Raw genomic sequence first — 16,195 nt, forward strand, 5'->3', positions numbered from 1 at the left:
ATGAAGATCCTGGTCGGATACAAGCGGGTGGTGGACTACAACGTCCGCATCCAGGTCAAGCCGGACGGCTCCGGCGTGGTGACCGACGGCGTCAAGCTGTCCGCCAATCCCTTCGACGAGATCGCCCTGGAAGAGGCGCTGCGGCTGCGCGAGAAGGGCGTGGCCGAGGAGGTCGTGGTGGTGACGATGGGCCCGGCCGATGCGCAGGCCCACATCCGCAACGGCCTGGCGATGGGCGCCAACCGCGCGATCCACGTGGTCACCGATGCGCCGCTGCAGCCGCTGACCGCGGCGCGCGCCTTCCTCAAGCTCGTCGAGAAGGAACAGCCGGGCCTGGTGATCCTCGGCAAGCAGGCCATCGACGACGACGCCAACCAGACCGGGCAGATGCTGGCCACGCTGTGGGGCCGCCCGCAGGCGACCTTCGCCTCCAAGCTGGAGGTCTCGGGCGACACGGCCACGGTGACCCGCGAGGTCGACGCCGGCCTGGAAACGCTGGAGATCGACCTGCCGGCGGTGGTCACCACCGACCTGCGCCTCAACGAGCCGCGCTTCATCAAGCTGCCGGACATCATGAAGGCCAAGTCCAAGCCGATCGAGAGCATTCCCTTCGCCGACCTCGGCGTCGCCGTCGGCGGCGAGCAGACGCTGTCGACCTTCGCTCCGCCGGAGGCGCGCAAGAAGGGCGTCATGGTCAAGGACGTCGCCGAACTGGTCGAACAGCTCAAGGCCAACGGCCTGGCCTGACACCGCAGCCGCCGCGTGCGGCCGCGCCCGTCCCCTGATTCCGCCGCAGCGCCCCGCGCGCGGCCCGAGGAGAACGCAATGTCCAAGGTCCTGATCGTCGCCGAACACCTCGGCGGACAGCTCAACCCCGCCACCGCCAAGGTCGTCGCCGCGGCCCGGGCGATTTCGCCCGAGGCCATCGACGTGGCCGTGCTGGCCGCCGACCCGGCCGCCGTCGCCGCCGAGGCCGCGCGGATCGAGGGCGTGAGCCGCGTGCTGGCGGTGGCCAATCCCGCCAACGAGCACCCCGTCGCGCAGGTCTACGCGCCGCAGGTCGCGAAGCTGGCCGAAGGCTACAGCCATGTCTTCGGCCCCTCGACCACCTTCGGCAAGGACCTGATGCCGGCGGTCGCCGCGCTGCTGGGCACCGGCCAGGTCAGCGACCTGATGAGCGTCGAAGGCCCGAGCCGGTTCACCCGCCCGATGTACGCGGGCAACGCCATCGTCACCGTCGAGGTACCGGCCGACGAGACCGTCGTGGCCACCGTGCGCGTCGCCTCCTGGCAGGCCGCGGCCGGCGGTGGCAGCGCCGCGGTGGAGAACGTCGCCGTCGACGCGACGCTGCCGACCCACACCCGCTACAAGGACCTCTCGCAGGCCAAGAGCGACCGTCCGGACCTGCAGAGCGCGCAGCGCGTGGTCTCCGGCGGCCGCGGCGTCGGCTCGGCCGAGAACTTCGAGATCATCTACAAGCTCGCCGACAGGCTCGGCGCCGCGGTCGGCGCCTCGCGCGCCGCGGTCGACGCCGGCTACGTGCCGAACGAGATGCAGGTCGGCCAGACCGGCAAGATCATCGCCCCCGAGCTCTACGTCGCCGTCGGCATCTCCGGCGCGATCCAGCACCTCACCGGCATCAAGGACGCCCGCACCATCGTCGCCATCAACAAGGACCCCGAGGCCCCGATCTTCGAGATCGCCGACATCGGCCTGGTCGGCGACCTGTTCAAGGTGCTGCCGGAACTCGAAGCCGCGCTCTCCTAGGACCCCCCAGAACCGATGATCAGCCAGCTCAAGAACCTCGCCAAGCGCCTGCTGGCGATCGTCTGGATCCGGAAGCTCTACGAGGCCACGATGCGGGGAGCCGCCGAATTCTTCGGCGCGCACCGCGTGCTTTCGATCCCCTACAGCATCCTTACCTTTCCGACCTTCAATCGCGAGCAGTTCGCCGTGCTGCGGGGGCGGCGCGACTACTACCGCAACCTCGGCCGGCAGCGCCGCACCTACACGGAGCTGCGACGCAACATCCATCGCCTCGAGAAGGGCATCTCGATGCAGCCCCGGCGCAGCGTGTTCGCGCTCGACTACCTCATCGAGACCATCGAGTTCTACGAGGCTGCCGTCAGACACCATACCGACGGCTGCATCGAACACGAGGAGCTGGACTGGGGTTTCGCCGTGCTGACGGAGTACTTCTCCCTGGTCGACGAGGGCAATCCGGTGGTGACGGAAGCCAAGCGCCGCTTCGTCGCCACGAGGGCGCGCTTCGACCCCGGCAGCAGCAGGGCGAGGCCGTATCGTCGTGCCGAAGGGACGACCAGCGCCGCGACCTACCAGGACCTGCTCGACCTCGCGCTCCAGCGGCGCTCGGTGCGCTGGTTCAAGCCGGATGCGGTCCCGCGCGACCTCGTCGACAAGGCCCTGCTCGTCGGACGGCAGTCCCCGACTGCCTGCAACCGGCTGCCCTACGAGTTCCGGATCTTCGATGACCCGGCCATGGTGAAGACGGTCGCGGCGGTGCCGTTCGGCTCTGCCGGCTATTCGCACCAGATCCCGACCATCGCTGTGGTGGTGGGCCGCCTGAGTCACTACTTCAGCCCACGCGACCGCCACGTCATCTACGTCGATGCGTCGCTGGCTGCGATGGGATTCATGTACGCGCTGGAAACCCTGGGCCTGTCCTCGAGCGTGATCAACTGGCCCGACTTCGAGCCCCTCGAGGCGAAGATGCAGCGCACGCTCGGGCTCGACTACGACGAGCGGGTGATCATGCTCATCGCGATCGGCTACGCCGATCCCGAAGGCCTGATCCCGTTCTCGCAGAAGAAGCCGCTGGACGTCCTGCGCCGCTACAACGAACTCGCCCCGCGCGACTGAGCCTGGCGGTGGCGGGGCGTACGCCGCCTCGGACCTCAGGCGGCGCTGCCCCTGCGACGCGCACGCCATGCCAGGATGGGTTCCTGCAGCGCGACCAGCACGAGTTCGACGAGCAGGTAGATCAGCCTCGCCACGACCGTGACCGCCAGCGCCTCGCCCGCGCCGGTGTACGGCAGCAGCCCCAGGGTCAGGATTCCGTCGCGGATACCGAGCCCCGCAGGAGCGAAGGGGACGAGGAAGCCCACGGCATAGGCGGCAGCGAACAGCCCCGTCGAGAACAGCGGACCCGCTGCCATCCCGCATGCGCGCACCAGGACCCAGAACGCCAGGCCGAGCAACAACCAGATGCCGGCCTGGACCAGGACGACCCGCGGCGTCGGAATGGCGCTGCGCGCGTAGCGAAGCAGCGCGTCCCGCTTCCACAGCAGGAGCGCGACGACGCCCACCGCCGCCAGTGCGGCGCCGCCGAACAGCCACCAGCGCAGCATGGCGTTGAGGCTGCCTTCGATGGCGGCGAGGGCGGCCGGACCACAGAGAAGCAGGCCTACGAGCGCCGCCGCACCGATCACCCACAGGCTCTCGGTGACGAGGCTGTCGCGGATCTGCGCGTAGCCTGCGCCACGGCTGCGATAGGCCGCCGCACGGCCGACGAACTGCCAGATCGAGCCGGGCAGGTACTTGCCCATCTGGCTGAGGTTGTAGAGCTTGGCCGCGGTCGCATAGTCGAGCGTGATGCCGCTGCGTGCTGCGGCGATGCGCGCGTTCTCGCCCAGCAGCAGCTTGGCCGCGACGGTCAGCAGCGCACTCGCCGCAAGCATCCACGCCGGGATGCGGTGCAGCATCTCGACGATGTCCTGGCGGGAACGCCAGATCAGCGCTCCAGCCGCGAGCGCGACGCAGGCGACCCATGCCCACTTGGCGATCGTGCCGAGGCGCTCACGCAAGGCCGCCGCTCCCGAAGCCCGGCTCCAGAAGTGCCACCACCGGCCGCTCGGCGCTGGCCTTGACCTCCGGCAGGCGCTCCAGGATCTGCGCGCGCATCGCCTGGCGCGACTGGAAGATGGCGTCGACGCGCTCGCGCAGGGCAGGGCCGCTGAGCTGCTTGTAGTCCATGACGTTGCCCTCGAGACCGAAGCGCGCCATGACCTCGGCGTACTTGTGGCTCCAGCCCAGGACCGCTGCGGGCACGCCCAGTGCGAGCGCACCGACCATGGCATGGAAGCGCGACACCAGGACCACGTCCATCTCCGCGATGAGCCGCTTGATGGCGGCGGCATTCATGTCGAGGTCGAAGGCCAGCGGCGTCACGGGCAGGGAAGTCCCGGCTGCGGCGAGGATGCGTCGGATCAGCGGCAGGTCGTTGTTGCGCTCGGCCTCTCCGGCCGCGTCACGGGTCGCGTTCGGGAACAGCACCACGAGGTAGCCGCTGCCGCTGAGATCGGCCACCAGGCGCGCGAGGATGTCCTCGTAGGCACCGCCCTCCTTGCGCGCCTTCACCGCCACCACCGAACTGGGGCACAGGCCGACGACGCCGGTCACACCAGAGACGCCGCGCGCCGAGGCAAGCGCGGCGAAGCGCGCATCGAGGGCGCCCCCCTCCTCCTGCGTCAGGCTGTAGCCGTTCTTGTGGTTGAAGGCGATGTCGTCGGCCTGGATGAAGCGCACTCCCGGAAAGGCTGCCTGCTCCAGGTGCTCACGGGTGCGTCCACCGCGCGCCCAGATCATCGCGCACATGGGCAGCACCACGCGCGCCGCCAGCCGGTTGAGCGGGCGCTCGAACGGCCCCACCGCCTGCGGCATCTTGACCACGGGCGTACCGAGCAGCCACGCCGGCAGCAGGGTGAGCACGTTGAACGGGAGGAACTTCTCGCGGCCGTCGATGAAGGCGACGCCGGCAAGGTCGACCAGCGCCCGCGACTCGCCGAGGCCGCGGACCGCGGCAGGAGCCATACGCAGCACCCGCCGGCCGAACACGAGCCGCAGCAGCCCGAAGACCAGCGACCACGGCAGCAGCCAGGCCACCAGGGCCATCGGCGTGGAGCTGTGCAGGGTCAGCGCCGGATCCTGGACGAGCTGCCGGTCGGCCTCCGGGTAATAGGTGAAGACGTGGAATCGCAGGTCCGGCTGCGCTTCGCGCAGGCGGCCGACGACGGTTTCGAGCATGGCTTCGGCGCCGCGGTTGCCGTGGCAGGTCGCGGCGATGATGGAGTAGGCGTTGGACGGCACGGGGGGATTCGCTCCTGCTGCGGAAGCCGGAGCGGCCGTCCGCGAAGGCGCGAAGTCTAGCAACGCCCGCCGTCGACGGGCCCGCCGGCTCAGGAAACGGTGACGCCGGTCTTCTCCCGCAGCTCGTCCGCACCGACTTCGGGCGCCAGTTCGACGAGCTTCAGGCCGTCTGGGGTGACGTCGAGCACGGCCAGGTCGGTGATGATGCGGTCGACCACGCCGAGACCCGTCAGCGGCAGCGTGCACTCGGGCAGGATCTTGTGCTCGCCGTTCCTGGCGACGTGCTCCATCAGCACCACCACGCGCTTGACGCCGGCGACCAGGTCCATCGCCCCGCCCATGCCCTTGACCATCTTGCCGGGCACCATCCAGTTGGCGAGGTCGCCCTTCTCGGTCACCTGCATGGCGCCGAGGATGGCCAGGTCGATGTGGCCGCCGCGGATCATCGCGAAGGAGTCGTCGCTGCCGAAGTAGGCCGCGCCCCTGCGCGCGGTGACGGTCTGCTTGCCGGCGTTGATGAGGTCGGCGTCGACCTCCTCCTCGGCCGGGAACGGGCCGATGCCGAGCAGGCCGTTCTCCGACTGCAGCCAGACGTCGACGCCGTCGGGGATGTGGTTGGCCACCAGGGTCGGCAGGCCGATGCCGAGGTTGACGTAGGCGCCGTCGGTGAGTTCCTGCGCGGCGCGCTGCGCCATCTGGTCACGGGTCCAGGGCATGTCGTGATCTCCGGGTACGGCGCGCTCAGGCGCGCACGATGCGCTGCTCGATGCGCTTCTCAGGGGTCGGGTTGAGGACGATGCGGTCGACGTAGATGCCCGGCAGGTGCACCGCGTCGGGTTCGATCTGGCCGATCTCGACCAACTCCTCGACCTCGGCGATGCAGACCCTGCCGGCCATCGCGCAGGCGGGATTGAAGTTGCGCGCGGTCTTGCGGAACACCAGGTTGCCGGCGCGGTCCGCCTTCCAGGCCTTGACCAGGGCCACGTCGGCCTTCAGCGCGGTCTCCATGACGTAGTGCTTGCCGTCGAACTCGCGCGTCTCCTTGCCCTCGGCCACGATCGTGCCGTAGCCGGTCGCGGTGAAGAAGGCGGGGATGCCCGCACCGCCGGCGCGCAGGCGCTCGGCCAGGGTGCCCTGCGGGTTGAACTCGAGCTCGAGCTCGCCCGACAGGTACTGGCGCTCGAACTCCTTGTTCTCGCCCACGTAGGACGAAATCATCTTGCGGATCTGGCGCGTGGCCAGCAGCAGGCCGAGGCCGAAGCCGTCGACGCCGGCGTTGTTGGAGATGACCGTCAGCCCCTTGACCCCGCTGTCGCGCAGCGCCTCGATCAGCGCCTCGGGAATGCCGCAGAGGCCGAAGCCGCCGACGGCGAGGGTCTGGCCGTCGGCGACCACGCCTGCGAGGGCCGAGGCCGCGTCCGCCGCGAGTTTGCCCGTGCCGCCATCCTGCAGCGTCGCCGCCGCCTCGCCCTGTGCCATCGCCGTACGCTCCGGAATCGAAGAAGCCGGATTCTAGCGGGCGATACCTCGGGGACGCAGGCGGACCTTCGGGCAATTGCTCCCGCAACGGCGCAGGCAGCGCCGCGGCGGCAGCCGCGGCGGCGGGAAGCCGCTAGAATGTGCGGTCGCGTCGGCCGCCGGCCTCCCCCTCCCAAACGCGCTAAGGATCCCGCAACGCATGTCCCCACAGACCTGGCTCGTCACCGGCGGCGCCGGCTTCATCGGCGGCAATTTCGTGCTCGACGCGGTCGCCGCCGGGGTGCGCGTGGTCAACCTGGACCTGCTGACCTACGCTGGCAACCTCGACACCCTGGCCAGCCTCGAGGGCAATCCGGATCACGTCTTCGTGCAGGGGGACATCGGCGACCGCGCCCTGGTCCAGCGCCTCCTGGCCGAACACCGGCCGGACGCGGTGCTCAACTTCGCCGCCGAGAGCCACGTCGACCGTTCCATCGACGGCCCCGCCGCTTTCGTGCAGACCAATGTCGTCGGCACCCTCGGCCTGCTGGAGAGCGTGCGCGACTACTGGCGCAACCTCGACGGCGCGCGCAGGGACGCCTTCCGCTTCCTGCACGTCTCCACCGACGAGGTCTACGGCACGCTGGGCGAGGAGGGCAAGTTCACCGAATCCACGCCGTACGCGCCCAATTCGCCCTACTCGGCCTCCAAGGCGGCGTCCGACCACCTCGTCCGCGCGTTCCACCACACCTATGGGCTGCCGACGCTCACCACCAACTGCTCCAACAACTACGGGCCCTACCACTTCCCCGAGAAGCTGATCCCGCTGGTGATCGCCAAGGCGGTCGCGGGCGAGGCGCTGCCGGTCTACGGCGACGGCCGGAACGTGCGCGACTGGCTCTACGTCAAGGACCATTGTGCGGCGATCCGGCGCGTGCTCGAGGCCGGCCGCGTCGGCGAGACCTACAACGTCGGCGGCAACGCCGAGCGCGAGAACATCGTGGTGGTCGAGACGATCTGCCGCCTGCTCGACGAGCGCCGCCCGCGCGCCGACGGCCAGCCGCGCGCCTCGCAGATCACCTTCGTCCGCGACCGCCCCGGCCACGACCGCCGCTACGCCATCGATGCGAGCAAGCTGCAGGACGAACTCGGCTGGAGTCCCTCGGTGACCTTCGAGGAAGGCATCACCCGCACGGTGGACTGGTATCTCGCCAACACCGCCTGGACCCAGCGCATCCTCGACGGCGCCTACCGTCTCGAACGTCTCGGGCAGGAGGCCTGACCATGGCTCGCAAGGGCATCATCCTCGCCGGCGGCTCCGGCACCCGGCTGTATCCGATCACCCAGGGCATCAGCAAGCAGCTGCTGCCGGTGTACGACAAGCCGATGATCTACTACCCCCTCGGCGTGCTGATGCTCGCCGGGATCCGGGAGATCCTGATCATCACCACGCCGCACGAGCAGGAAATGTTCGTGCGCCTGCTCGGCAACGGCTCGCAATGGGGCCTGCGGATCGAGTACGCGGTGCAGCCGAGCCCGGATGGCCTGGCCCAGGCCTTCCTGATCGGCCGCGACTTCCTCGCCGGCAGCCCGAGCTGCCTGGTGCTGGGCGACAACATCTTCTACGGGCACGGCCTGACCGAGCTCCTCAAGCGTGCCGACGCACGCGAGACCGGCGCCACGGTCTTCGGCTACTACGTCAGCGATCCCGAGCGCTACGGCGTCGCCGAGTTCGACGCGGGCGGCAAGGTCGTGGACATCGAGGAGAAGCCGGCGAAGCCCCGCTCCAACTACGCCGTGACCGGGCTCTACTTCTACGACGGCCAGGTCTGCGACCTCGCGGCCTCGCTGAAGCCCTCGCCGCGCGGGGAGCTCGAGATCACCGACCTCAACAAGCTCTACCTCGCCCGTGGCAGCTTGCACATGGAGGCGATGGGACGTGGCTACGCCTGGCTCGACACCGGCACGCACCAGTCGCTGCTGCAGGCGGCGACGTTCATCGAGACCATCGAGCAGCGCCAGGGCCTGCGCGTGTGCTGCCCGGAGGAGATCGCCTGGCAGCAGGGCTGGATCGACGACGCCCAGCTCGAGCGCCTCGCCGCGCCGCTGAAGAAGAACGGTTACGGCCAGTACCTGTCGAACCTGATCGTGCGCGGGGCGGTGCGATGAACGTCGTCGAGACCGCCTTGCCCGGCTGCCTGATCGTCGAGCCCAGGGTCTTCGGCGACGCCCGCGGCTTCTTCCTGGAAAGCTGGAACCGCGAGCGCTATGCCCCGCACGGGATCGGGCCCGACTTCGTGCAGTCCAACCTGTCGCGCTCGGCGCGAGGCGTGCTGCGCGGCCTGCATTACCAGTGGCCCAACCCGCAGGGCAAGCTGGTCAGCGTGCTCGAGGGCGAGGTGTTCGACGTGGCGGTGGACATCCGCCGCGGCTCGCCAACCTTCGGCCGCTGGGCAGGCGTCATGCTGTCGGCCGAGAACAAGCGCCAGTTCTGGATCCCCGAGGGCTTCGCCCACGGCTTCGTCGCGCTGAGCGAGCACGCGCTGTTCGCCTACATGTGCACCGCACCCTACGACGCCACCGCCGATGCCAACGTGGCCTGGAACGACGGCGCCATCGGCATCGACTGGCCGGTGAGCGACCCGGTGCTGTCGGCGAAGGATGCCGCCGCCCCGCTGCTTGCCGACATCCCGGAATCGCGGCTGCCGACGTTCCCGGGAGCCTGAGCGATGCGCATCCTCCTGATCGGCGCCAACGGCCAGGTCGGCTACTGCCTGCACCGCAGCCTCGTGGGCCTCGGCGAGATCATCCCCACCACCCGCAGCGGCCGCCTGCCCGGCGGCGCCCCCTGCGAGGTCGCGGACCTGGATCGTCCGGAGACGCTCGCAACGCTGGTCGAACGCGTGGCGCCGGACCTGATCGTCAATGCCGCGGCCTATACCGCGGTCGACAAGGCCGAATCCGATCGCGACGCGGCCTTCCGTGCCAATGCGGAATCGGTCGGCGCGCTCGCCGCGGCCTGCGCCGCACGCGGCGCGCGCCTGGTCCACTACTCCACCGACTACGTGTTCCCCGGCGATGCGCAGAGGCCCTGGCGCGAGGAAGACCCCACCGGGCCGCTCGGCGTCTACGGCGCGAGCAAGCTCGCCGGCGAGGAGGCGGTGCGCGCCTCCGGCTGCCGCCACATGATCTTCCGCACCGCATGGGTCTACGGGCCGCGCGGCGGCAACTTCCTGCGCACGATGCTGCGGGTCGGGGCACAGCGCGACGAGCTGCGGGTCGTGGCCGACCAGGTCGGCTCGCCGACTCCCGCGCCGTGGATCGCGCAGGCCACCGCGCTGTGCCTGGCCAAGACCGCCACCGACGCGCGTAGCGGTACCTGGAACATGGTGGCCGGGGGCGAGGCGTCCTGGCACGGCTTCGCCGCGGCGATCTTCGAGACCGCAGTGGAAGCCGGTCTGCTCGAGGCGGCTCCACGTGTGGCACCGATCGTCACCGCAGACTACCCGACGCCCGCCCGGCGGCCCGCGTATTCGCGACTGGATACGCAGCGGCTTCACGACGACTTCGGGATACGCATGCCCGACTGGCGCCTTGGCCTGCGGCAGGTGATCGAGGACCTGTTGCCGCCGTAGGCAGCGCCCGATCGTTCCGGCCTCCCGCGCGGGCGGCGGCCGCCCCTTCAACAAGGACCTTCAGTGAAGACAACGATTTTCGGAACCGGCTATGTCGGCCTCGTCACCGGCGCCTGCCTCGCCCAGGCCGGCAACACCGTCACCTGCGTCGACATCGACCAGGCCAAGATCGAGGGCCTCAACAACGGCGTGATCCCGATCTACGAGCCGGGGCTCGAGGACCTTGTCGTTGACAACCACAAGGCCGGGCGGCTGCGCTTCACCACGTCGGCCGCGGAAGGCGTTGCCGGTGCCGCGGTGATCTTCATCGCGGTCGGCACGCCCCCCGACGAGGACGGCGCGGCGGATCTCGGATACGTGCTGGCGGTCGCGCGCGGAATCGGTGCGCAGCTCAGCGCCCCGGCGGTCGTCGTCAACAAGTCCACCGTGCCTGTCGGCACCGTCGAGAAGGTGCGCACGGCGATCCAGGGCGTACTCGACGAACGTGGCGTGCAGATCGACTTCGACGTGGTCTCCAACCCGGAATTCCTGAAGGAGGGCGCGGCGGTGGAAGACTGCATGCGTCCGGACCGCATCGTCATCGGCGCGCGCAAGCCGGAGTCGATCGCCACGATGCGCAAGCTGTACGGCCCGTTCAACCGCCAGCAGGACCGCATCGTGGTGATGGATCCGCCGTCGGCGGAGCTGACCAAGTACGCGGCCAACGCCATGCTCGCGACCAAGATCTCCTTCATGAACGAGATCGCCAACATCGCCGAATGCGTCGGCGCCGACATCGAGATGGTGCGCAAGGGCATCGGCTCGGACCCGCGCATCGGCTATCACTTCATCTATCCCGGCGCGGGCTACGGCGGCTCCTGCTTCCCGAAGGACGTCAAGGCCCTGGTGCGCACCGCGGCGCAGGCGGGCCACGAGGCCGAGCTCCTGCAGACGGTCGAGGCGGTGAACGCCCGCCAGAAGGGCAAGCTCTTCCAGCGGATCTCCGACTACTTCGACGGCGCGCTCGCCGGCAAGACGATCGCGCTGTGGGGACTCGCCTTCAAGCCGCGCACCGACGACATGCGCGAGGCGCCGAGCGTGGAACTGCTTCGTGCGCTCTGGGCAGCGGGCGCCACGGCGCGGGCATTCGATCCGGAGGCCATGCGCGAGGCACGTCGCATGTTCGGCGAGCGCGATGACCTGGTGCTCTGCGACAGCGCCAACGATGCCCTGACCGGCGCCGACGCCCTGGTCCTGGTGACCGAGTGGAAGGCATTCTGGAGCCCCGATTTCGCCCTGATCCGCGAGCGGCTGTCGACGCCGGTGATCTTCGACGGACGCAACATCTACGATCCCGCGCTGGTCGAGGACTGCGGCATCCAGTACTACGGCATCGGCCGCGGCCGCTCCGTCGCGACGCCACCCGCCGCCTGACCTGCACAGCGAACGACTGCAATGAAACTGATCATCCAGATTCCCTGCCTCAACGAAGCGGCCACCCTCGGCGTCACGCTCGACGCGCTGCCGCGCGAGGTTCCCGGCTTCGACACGGTCGAGTGGCTCGTGATCGACGACGGTTCGAGCGACGGGACGGCCGAGCTCGCCAAGGAGCTGGGGGTAGACCACGTGGTCCGCCACACCGTCAACCGCGGGCTGGCGACGGCCTTCATGACCGGAATGGACGCCTGCCTGCGGCTGGGGGCGGACGTCATCGTCAACACCGATGCCGACAACCAGTACCAGGCCGACGACATCCCCCTGCTGACCGCGCCGGTGGTGGCCGGACAGGCCGACATGGTCATCGGCGCGCGCCCGATCGACGACACCGAGCACTTCTCCTTCATCAAGAAGAAGCTGCAGCGGCTCGGCAGCTGGGCCGTGCGCATGGCGAGCAAGACCGACGTCGCCGACGCGCCCAGCGGTTTCCGCGCCATCTCGCGCGAAGCCGCGATGCGCCTGCATGTCTTCAATCCGTACACCTACACGCTCGAGACCATCATCCAGGCCGGCCAGAGCAACCTGCGCGTCGCGTCGGTGCCGGTGCGCACCAACGGCGACCTCCGCCCGTCGCGTCTGGTGAAGAGCATCTCGAGCTACGTCCGGCGCTCGCTGGTCACGATCTTCCGCGTGTTCGTGACCTATCGCCCGCTGTTCGTGTTCTTCTGGATCGCAGTGCTGCTCGGCGTGCCCGGGCTGCTGATCGGCCTCAGGTTCCTGTACTTCTATCTCAGCGGCGACGGCAGCGGCCACATCCAGTCGCTGATCCTGTCGTCGCTGGCGCTCACCCTCGCCGCGCTGGCGGTGATGTGCGGCCTGCTCGCCGACATCATCGCCACCAATCGCAAGCTGATGGAGCGCATCCATCTGCGTGCGCTGCAGGCTGCGCTCGGCGAGGGCCGCAACGAAGCCCGCTGAAGCCGGGCTCGACGCAGGCTCGAACGGTGGGAACCGCCCCGCGCGGATTGACTCGATTCAGAAAGGGCGACGATGAGCCAGGATGTTGCGGCCAATGCAGATCGGGGACGTCGGCGTCTCGGCAGCTATCTGCTGTTCCTCGCATGCGCGCTGTTCCTTCAGTTCGCCGCGATCGGCATTGCGATAACGCCGCTCTGGGACACGCCGGATGAAGTCGGGCACATGTCCTATGTCATCGACCTGTCGAAGGGCGATCTGCCCGAGCTGGGTCCGAGCCAGATCGATGCGGAGGTTCTGGACTCGTGGAGACCCGATCTCCAGTCGCGTCAGCAGCGAAACTGGATCGCCCAGCACCCGCCGCTTTACTACATGGTCGCGGCCGCCGTCTACAGCGGCGCACGTGCGGCGGGCCTGGGGTTCGAGGACCGGGTCCGTGCCACCCGCTTGACCACCGCGGCGTTCTCCGCCTGCGCGATCGTCGCCCTGATCCTGGCACTCGCGGAAGCGACATGCCGCCCGCTGCTCGCCATCGCCACCGGTCTGGCCCTCGCCGCGACGCCGATGTACTGGCACATGGCCAGTGGCGTCTCCCACGACTCGGCGACGCTGTTCTTCAGCGCGCTCGCACTGCTGTTCCTGGTGCGCTTCCTGCAGCGCGGGAAGCTCGCCTGGGCATGCGCTGCAGGATTCGCGATGGGCGCATGCGCGCTGGTCAAGGCCACGGGCCTGGTCGTGCTGGTCGCGATCTGCGCCGGCACCTGCTACTGGATCCTGCGGCGGCCATGGCCCTTCCGCAGACGTCTGACGGCGCTCGCCGGAACGGCACTGGCATTCGGGGTCCTGCCCGCACTGTGGAGCGGATTCAACCTGTTTCGTTATGGCGTGGCCTTCCCCGATGTCCGGATGCTGACGCCACCCGGCCCCGAAGTCCCGGTGGAAGGCTTCTGGACCTACGTTTCGACCCACCCGGTCTGGCAGCACACGCTCATCAATTTCTACGGCCTGTTCGGCTGGCAGGGACGCGGCGCCACCGGCAACAGCTGGTTCCAGATGTCGGTAAACGCGCTCAAGCTGTTCTCGATTCCTCTGGTAACCGCGCTGGTGCTCTCGATCTCGCGCGGAAACGCCGAATTTCCGCGGCGCATCGAGACCCGGGACATGATCCCGCTGGGATTGCTGGCCGGGGCGGTCTGGTTCGCGGTACTGGCGCACCCCGCGTCGTACGTCCCCATGCTGTGCATCGCGATCCTCGGGGTCTTCCTGCTGCAGGTCGTGCGCAATCTCCCTGCCCTTGCGGCAGACCACGCGCCGCGATACCTGCAGCTGCTGGCGGCGGCGACCTTCGTGTTCTTCTCGCTGGTGTTCGTCGTCAAACTCTGGTCCATCTTCAACGGCCAGATGCGCGCGACGCATGGACGCTACTTCTATCCGGTCCTTCCCTTCGCCCTTCTGGTCCTGGCCATGGAAATGCCCCGGCGGCTCGACAAGGCGGCGGTCGCGGTCGCCCTGCTGCTCCTGCTCGCCTCAGGCGGGTATCTCTACTACGTCGTGGGGCAGTTCTATGTGGTCTGAGCGATCCCGTCTGGCGCGCCTGCTGCGCGGAATGCTGATCCTCGTTGCGACCTGCGCCATTGCAGTCGGCATGCTCGCCGTGCCGCGATTCATGTCCAGCGGACGTGGAAGCGCATCGGCGCAGATCGACGTGCGCCCCCACCCCAACCTCAGCCGCGGCGTCCGCATGTCGCAGGTGATCCCACCCATGGAGCGTGGAAGTCCCGGTGCTGGAGCGGACGACTGCATCTCGATCCTGTTCGCCACCCACGGCCGCAGGAACAGCGCGATGCTCGAGGTTGCATTCGAGAACGCGCGTGGCCGCCGCAGCACCTGGCTCGTCGATTCATCGGAGCTGGATGACAACAGCTTCCGCCCCTTCTGCCCCGATGCAGGCGGCGTCGCACACGGAGGGCGCCTGACGATCACCTCGCGTTCGGGCGGCACCGGAGATTCCCCCACCGTCTGGATGACCAAGGACGATCGCCTAGGTCGACTGGACGGCCCCCTTGGCGCCCAGGGATACGCGGTGCGCCTCCGCCTCGAGAATGGCGCCGTCAACACGCTCGGCCGGGCGATCGATGCCTCCTCGGGTGGCTTCGTCCTCTACAGCCTCCTGAGTGGCCTCATTGCCGGGATCACGATCCTGATGGCCGCATCCCGCCGGGTCCGCGATGCCGGCGGCCCTACAGCCGCATGACCGCCTGCTCACCGGCGCATCTGCAGCGCAAGCCATCGACCGGATGACCATGGATCACCTATCGCAAGCCATCTCCGACAGCCGTCTCGGGAGGCTGGGCTTCGCCTTCGTGCTTGCCCTGATGTTCTACAGCTGCGCGCACGTCTACATCTACGGGACCCGACTCAACGAGCCGCCGGAAGAACTTCCCCACTTGACCTATCTGCAGGAGATCGCGAACGAGGGCCGGACGATCCCCGACTACCGTGCGTCGAAGATCATCCGCGACGGGCGGGGCAACTACATGGGCCATCCGCCGCTGTACTACTCCATCGGCGGCCTCGTGGGGCGCGCGCTCGACTGGGATGCGGAACGCGACTACAGGAAGTTCCGCGAGATCAGCGCGCTGATGGTCTCGATGGGCGTCCTCTTCTGGGCACTCATCGCGCTGCGCCTCGGCTTCCCGCCCCTGTGGGCGGCCGTGCTGGTGGGCGCGAGCGCCGCCGTGCCGATGCTTCCCTACCTGGCCGGCAGCATCAACAACGACAGTCTCGCCTACCTCGCGGTCGCCGTCTTCGTCTACGGCCTGGTCATGATCGACCCGTCCCGACCCAGCCGCTTGGCCTATGCGATCGCCTGCACCGGCATGGCGGTGGGCCTGCTGACGAAGGGCACGGTTGGGCTGTTCCTGGCGGCCTTCGCATGCGCATGGCTGCTGCTCGAGGGGGCGCGTGGCCGCAACCATCTGAAGAAGCCTGCCTTTTTCGTCCCGGCGGGCGTAGCGATCGCCCTCGTCGCCAGCTATTACCTGTACGCGCTGTTCGCATACGGGTCGTTCTTCCCGAAGACGGCCGCCCTCTATGCGAACCGGCCTCCGCCCGAGAGTCACTACGATTTTGCGCACTTCGTCTGGCGCTTCGTCGTCATCATCGTCAAGCGGCTGCCGGTGATCCTGGCCCACAAGAGCCTGGAGCCCCTGAAGGACAGCTTCAAGTACATCTTCTACCTGATGCTCCTGATGCCGGTGCTCAATGTCGTGGTCGCCCGTCTCATCGCCAGGAAAGCCTTCGGCCCGTTGACGTCCACGCAGCTCGCGTTCGGTCTCGCCCTGCTGATCACGGTGCTCGCGCACCTCGCGTACACGTGGCAGGCCCATGTGAGCCATGGCGCGATGGCGGGCCTGCAGCCGCGCTACTACAGCTTCCTGGTACCCGCGGTGTTCCTGTTCGCGTTCGCGGGCGCGCGGCCGCACCTGACCCGGGCGCTGTTCTTCGTGTTCGCCTGCTGCGCGGTGATCCTGGTCACTTCCATTCCCAATCTTGCGACGCGCGAGCACATCCAGCGCTACGAGCGGCGCTGACGGCCATCCCGA

At 68.8% G+C, this 16,195-nt stretch carries 16 protein-coding genes; 12 read left to right on the top strand and 4 right to left on the bottom strand.

The window, feature by feature from the left end:
• The 3 genes from KB893_RS11785 (at position 1) to KB893_RS11795 (ending at position 2,880) form a co-directional block, all read left to right on the top strand.
• Positions 1-747 carry an electron transfer flavoprotein subunit beta/FixA family protein gene (locus KB893_RS11785; protein ID WP_211927005.1) on the top strand — a complete coding sequence of 249 codons (747 nt, stop codon included), beginning with the start codon at positions 1-3 and terminating at the stop codon, positions 745-747.
• 78 nt (positions 748-825) lie between these two features.
• Positions 826-1,767, top strand: a complete 942-nt coding sequence (locus tag KB893_RS11790; protein ID WP_213173732.1) for an electron transfer flavoprotein subunit alpha/FixB family protein — start codon at positions 826-828, stop codon at positions 1,765-1,767.
• A gap of 15 nt (positions 1,768-1,782) precedes the next feature.
• Entirely contained in the window at positions 1,783-2,880 is a 1,098-nt protein-coding gene (locus KB893_RS11795) for a nitroreductase family protein (protein WP_211927007.1), read from the top strand.
• A gap of 35 nt (positions 2,881-2,915) precedes the next feature.
• Here the strand turns inward: KB893_RS11795 and KB893_RS11800 are convergent, their stop codons facing one another.
• The 4 genes from KB893_RS11800 to KB893_RS11815 form a co-directional block, all read right to left on the bottom strand.
• A complete protein-coding gene (locus KB893_RS11800; RefSeq protein WP_211927008.1) occupies positions 2,916-3,824 on the bottom strand; it encodes a lysylphosphatidylglycerol synthase domain-containing protein in 909 nt (302 codons plus the stop codon).
• Positions 3,817-5,106 (bottom strand): polysaccharide pyruvyl transferase family protein, encoded by a 1,290-nt coding sequence (locus tag KB893_RS11805; protein WP_211927009.1) that lies wholly within the window; start codon positions 5,104-5,106, stop codon positions 3,817-3,819. The genes KB893_RS11800 and KB893_RS11805 overlap by 8 nt, the downstream gene beginning before the upstream one ends.
• 89 nt (positions 5,107-5,195) lie before the next feature.
• Positions 5,196-5,822, bottom strand: coding sequence for a CoA transferase subunit B (locus KB893_RS11810; RefSeq protein ID WP_211927010.1), 627 nt, complete (start codon positions 5,820-5,822; stop codon positions 5,196-5,198).
• 25 nt (positions 5,823-5,847) lie between these two features.
• Positions 5,848-6,585: a CoA transferase subunit A gene (locus tag KB893_RS11815; RefSeq protein WP_211927011.1), complete on the bottom strand. Its 738-nt coding sequence runs from the start codon at positions 6,583-6,585 to the stop codon at positions 5,848-5,850.
• A gap of 199 nt (positions 6,586-6,784) precedes the next feature.
• Between KB893_RS11815 and rfbB the strand changes: the two genes are divergently transcribed.
• The 9 genes from rfbB to KB893_RS11860 all read left to right on the top strand — a co-directional run bounded on the left by rfbB (position 6,785) and on the right by KB893_RS11860 (position 16,183).
• Positions 6,785-7,846 carry a dTDP-glucose 4,6-dehydratase gene (gene rfbB / locus KB893_RS11820; RefSeq protein ID WP_211927012.1) on the top strand — a complete coding sequence of 354 codons (1,062 nt, stop codon included), beginning with the start codon at positions 6,785-6,787 and terminating at the stop codon, positions 7,844-7,846.
• A gap of 2 nt (positions 7,847-7,848) precedes the next feature.
• A complete protein-coding gene (gene rfbA, locus KB893_RS11825) occupies positions 7,849-8,733 on the top strand; it encodes a glucose-1-phosphate thymidylyltransferase RfbA (protein WP_211927013.1) in 885 nt (294 codons plus the stop codon).
• Positions 8,730-9,290: a dTDP-4-dehydrorhamnose 3,5-epimerase gene (gene rfbC, locus KB893_RS11830; RefSeq protein WP_211927014.1), complete on the top strand. Its 561-nt coding sequence runs from the start codon at positions 8,730-8,732 to the stop codon at positions 9,288-9,290. Before rfbA ends, rfbC begins: the two co-directional genes overlap by 4 nt.
• A gap of 3 nt (positions 9,291-9,293) precedes the next feature.
• Entirely contained in the window at positions 9,294-10,199 is a 906-nt protein-coding gene (gene rfbD / locus KB893_RS11835) for a dTDP-4-dehydrorhamnose reductase (protein WP_211927015.1), read from the top strand.
• Between the two features lie 63 nt (positions 10,200-10,262).
• The gene (locus tag KB893_RS11840; RefSeq protein ID WP_213173733.1) at positions 10,263-11,612 is read left to right on the top strand and encodes a UDP-glucose dehydrogenase family protein; all 1,350 of its coding nucleotides are present in this window, start codon (positions 10,263-10,265) and stop codon (positions 11,610-11,612) included.
• A gap of 21 nt (positions 11,613-11,633) precedes the next feature.
• Complete coding sequence (locus KB893_RS11845) at positions 11,634-12,593, top strand: glycosyltransferase family 2 protein (RefSeq protein WP_211928222.1); 960 nt, start codon at positions 11,634-11,636, stop codon at positions 12,591-12,593.
• Positions 12,594-12,665: 72 nt separating this feature from the next.
• Positions 12,666-14,165, top strand: coding sequence for an ArnT family glycosyltransferase (locus KB893_RS11850; protein WP_213173734.1), 1,500 nt, complete (start codon positions 12,666-12,668; stop codon positions 14,163-14,165).
• A gap of 31 nt (positions 14,166-14,196) precedes the next feature.
• Entirely contained in the window at positions 14,197-14,844 is a 648-nt protein-coding gene (locus KB893_RS11855) for a hypothetical protein (protein ID WP_211928117.1), read from the top strand.
• A complete protein-coding gene (locus tag KB893_RS11860; protein WP_211928116.1) occupies positions 14,819-16,183 on the top strand; it encodes an ArnT family glycosyltransferase in 1,365 nt (454 codons plus the stop codon). Before KB893_RS11855 ends, KB893_RS11860 begins: the two co-directional genes overlap by 26 nt.
• The last annotated feature ends 12 nt before the right edge of the window (positions 16,184-16,195 follow it).

The organism is Coralloluteibacterium stylophorae (genome assembly GCF_018122625.2).
Taxonomy (GTDB): domain Bacteria; phylum Pseudomonadota; class Gammaproteobacteria; order Xanthomonadales; family Xanthomonadaceae; genus Coralloluteibacterium; species Coralloluteibacterium stylophorae.

Excerpts from the sequence above, each read along its gene's own strand:
- KB893_RS11785 (WP_211927005.1), top strand. The coding sequence starts at position 1 with ATGAAGATCCTGGTCGGATACAAGCGGGTGGTGGACTACAACGTCCGC.
- KB893_RS11790 (WP_213173732.1), top strand. The coding sequence starts at position 826 with ATGTCCAAGGTCCTGATCGTCGCCGAACACCTCGGCGGACAGCTCAAC.
- KB893_RS11795 (WP_211927007.1), top strand. The coding sequence starts at position 1,783 with ATGATCAGCCAGCTCAAGAACCTCGCCAAGCGCCTGCTGGCGATCGTC.
- KB893_RS11810 (WP_211927010.1), bottom strand. The coding sequence starts at position 5,822 with ATGCCCTGGACCCGTGACCAGATGGCGCAGCGCGCCGCGCAGGAACTC.
- KB893_RS11815 (WP_211927011.1), bottom strand. The coding sequence starts at position 6,585 with ATGGCACAGGGCGAGGCGGCGGCGACGCTGCAGGATGGCGGCACGGGC.
- rfbB (WP_211927012.1), top strand. The coding sequence starts at position 6,785 with ATGTCCCCACAGACCTGGCTCGTCACCGGCGGCGCCGGCTTCATCGGC.
- rfbA (WP_211927013.1), top strand. The coding sequence starts at position 7,849 with ATGGCTCGCAAGGGCATCATCCTCGCCGGCGGCTCCGGCACCCGGCTG.
- rfbC (WP_211927014.1), top strand. The coding sequence starts at position 8,730 with ATGAACGTCGTCGAGACCGCCTTGCCCGGCTGCCTGATCGTCGAGCCC.
- rfbD (WP_211927015.1), top strand. The coding sequence starts at position 9,294 with ATGCGCATCCTCCTGATCGGCGCCAACGGCCAGGTCGGCTACTGCCTG.
- KB893_RS11845 (WP_211928222.1), top strand. The coding sequence starts at position 11,634 with ATGAAACTGATCATCCAGATTCCCTGCCTCAACGAAGCGGCCACCCTC.
- KB893_RS11850 (WP_213173734.1), top strand. The coding sequence starts at position 12,666 with ATGAGCCAGGATGTTGCGGCCAATGCAGATCGGGGACGTCGGCGTCTC.
- KB893_RS11855 (WP_211928117.1), top strand. The coding sequence starts at position 14,197 with ATGCTGATCCTCGTTGCGACCTGCGCCATTGCAGTCGGCATGCTCGCC.
- KB893_RS11860 (WP_211928116.1), top strand. The coding sequence starts at position 14,819 with ATGCCGGCGGCCCTACAGCCGCATGACCGCCTGCTCACCGGCGCATCT.